Below are 3,042 nucleotides of genomic sequence, written 5' to 3'. Positions count from 1 at the left end.
GTCAGCGCCTCGGACCCGTCGGTGTCGGTCAGCGCCGGGGTGATCGTCAGCGCAATGGCGGTGTCCTCATCGCCCCGCGCGGCTGAAACCGTCAGGGTCGGCGTGTCGGTCACCGGATCGACCGTCACATGCAGCGTCTGCGTCGTCGTCGCAACCGCCGCACTGCCGTCCTTGGCCGTCGCCGTCACGGTCAGATCGAAGTCCACGTCGCTGTTCAACGGCGGCGTGATCTTCAAGCCGGCAAGCTGCGCCGGTGTGAGGGTGACCGAGCCGTTGCTGATCGTCAGGGCAGTGCCGGCATCATTGCTGAGATGCGCACCGTCGGGGATGCCGCTGATGGTGATCGTCAGCGCCTCGGACCCGTCGGTGTCGGTCAGCGCCGGAGTGATCGTCAGCGCAATGGCGGTGTCCTCGTCACCCCGCGCGGCTGAAACCGCCAGGGTCGGCGTGTCCGACACCGGATCGACCGTAACCACCAGTGATTCGCTGACGCTGACCGGAGCGGCACTGGCGTCCTTGGCCGTCGCCGTTACGGTCAAAGTGAAATCATCGTCGCTGTTCAGCGGCGGCGTAATCTTCAGACCGGCCAACTGGCTTGGCGTCAGCGTGATCGAGCCGCCGGAAATCGTCAGCACGTCGCCAACGGTGTTGCTGAGATGCGCACCGTCGGGGACGCCGCTGATGGTGATCGTCAGCGCCTCGGACCCGTCGGTGTCGGTCAGCGCCGGAGTGATCGTCAGCGCGATGGCGGTGTCCTCGTCACCCCGCGCGGCTGAAACCGCCAGGGTCGGTGTGTCCGACACCGGATCGACCGTAACCACCAGTGATTCGCTGACGCTGACCGGTGCGGCACTGCCGTCCTTGGCCGTCGCGGTGACCGTCAGATCGAAGTCCACGTCGCTGTTCAACGGCGGCGTGATCTTCAAACCGGCAAGCTGCTCGGGCGTCAGAGTCCAGGTGGTGGTGCCGTCCGGCTGCGTGACCGAGGTGCCGGCGCTGAGGGTTGCTCCGGCAGGAACCCCGGCAACGGTGACGCTCAAGACCTCCGAGCCATCGGTGTCGGTCAGCGCCGGGGTGATCGTCAGCGCGATGGCGGTGTCCTCGTCGCCCCGCGCGGCCGAAACCGCCAGGGTCGGCGTGTCCGACACCGGATTGACCGTCACCGGCAAGGTCTGGGTCACCGACACCGGAGCGGCAACGCCATCCTTCGCGGTCGCGGTGACGGTGAGCGCGAAGTCCGCATCGCTGTTGCCCGGCGGGGTGATCGCCAAGCCGGCCAGCTGGCCTGGCGTCAGCGTGATCGAGCCGCCGGAAACCGTCAGCACGTCGCCGGCAGTGTTGCTGAGATGCGCACCATCGGGGATGCCGGCGATGGTGATTGTCAGCGTCTCGGAGCCATCGGTGTCGGTCAAAGCCGGAGTGATCGTCAGTGCAATGGCGGTGTCTTCATCTCCCCGCGCAGCAGTCACCGACAGCGTCGGCGTGTCGGTGACCGGGGTCACCGTGACCACAAGGGGCGCGCTGACGCTGACCGGATCGGCGCTGCCGTCCTTGGCCGTCGCGGTGACCGTCAGGGTGAAATCGACATCGCTGTTCGCCGGTGGCGTGATCTTCAGGCCCGCCAGCTGACCAGGCGCCAGGGTGATCGAGCCGTTGCCGATCGCCAGCGTGTCGCCTGCGCTGTTGCTGAGGCGCGCACCGACGGGAATGCCGCTGATGGTGACGCTCAGCGCTTCCGATCCATCGGTGTCGGTCAGGGCGGGGTTGATGACGAGAGGAATGGCGGTGTCTTCACTGCCGGTCGCCGCGGCGACGCTCAACGTCGGGGTATCGGTCACCGGGTTGACGGTCACCACCAAAGGCGCGCTGACGCTCACCGGATCGGCGGTGCCGTCCCGCGCGGTGGTGGTGACCGTCAGGGTGAAGTCGACATCGCTGTTGGCCGGCGGCGTGATCTTCAACCCGGCAAGCTGACCCGGGGCCAGCGTGATCGAGCCGTTGCCGATCGTCAGCGTGTCGCCGGCCGCGTTGGCGAGGCTCGCGCCGGCCGGAATCCCGCTGATGGTGACGCTCAGCGTCTCCGAACCGTCGGTGTCGGTCAGCGCCGGCGTGATGACCAGCGCAATGGCGCTGTCCTCGTTGCCGGACGCCGCAGCGACGCTCAGCGTCGGGGTGTCGGTCACCGGGGTGACCGTGACCACCAGCGGCAGGGTGGTGCTGGCCGGGGCGGCGCTGCCGTCGCGGCTGGTCGCTGTGACCGTCAGGGTGAAATCGGCGTCGCTGTTCAGCGGCGGCGTGATCGCCAGCCCGGCCAGCTGGCCGGGCGTCAGGGTGATCGAGCCGCCGGAAATGGTCAGCACGTCGCCGGCCGTGTTGGTCAACACGGCACCGGTCGGGATGCCGCCGATGGTGACCGTCAACGTTTCCGAACCGTCGGTGTCGGTCAGGGCCGGAGCGATGGTCAGCGGGATCGCGCTGTCCTCGGCCCCCGTCACCGCCGAGACGCCGAGCGTCGGCGTGTCGGACACCGGGTTGACGGTGACCGGCAGAATGGCGGTGACGCTGTTGGGAGCGGCGGTCCCATCGGTGCTGGTGGCGGTCACCGTCAGGGAGAAGCTGTCGCCGCTGTCGCGCGGCGGGGTCAGGGTCAGGCCGGGGATCTGCGAGGAGGTCAGCACGATGCTGCCGTTCACCACCGTCAGAACCGATCCGGACCCGTCACGCAGCACCGCTCCATCCGGGATGCCGGACAGGGTGACGGTCAGCACCTCGGTCCCGCCGTCGTCGGTCAGGGCGGCGGCGATGTTCAGGGCGATGGCCGTGTCCTCGTCGCCCGATACCCCGTTCACCATCAGGCTGGGCGTGTCGGACACCACCGCCGACGCCGACGCCGAGGTGACGGCGGCCACATCGGCCGCTACGGGCGTTTGAATGAAGGTCACAGGGTCGAGGGAGGGGACAGTCCCGTTGTCGATCACCTGGGCCGGCGAGGCGGGCACCGGAATGTCCGACTGCGCAGCCTCAAGCGGGGCATAGGTCGAG

Annotated in this window: 1 protein-coding gene; it reads right to left on the bottom strand. The window is 68.5% G+C overall.

Annotation, left to right across the window (positions count from 1 at the left end):
• A partial coding sequence (locus I71_RS18515) for a hypothetical protein (protein ID WP_042696312.1) occupies positions 1-3,042 on the bottom strand: 3,042 nt, incomplete at both ends.

The sequence above is a fragment of the Azospirillum sp. B506 genome, assembly GCF_000333595.1.
Classification (GTDB): domain Bacteria; phylum Pseudomonadota; class Alphaproteobacteria; order Azospirillales; family Azospirillaceae; genus Azospirillum.
This window is presented reverse-complemented; position numbering and strand designations above follow the sequence as displayed.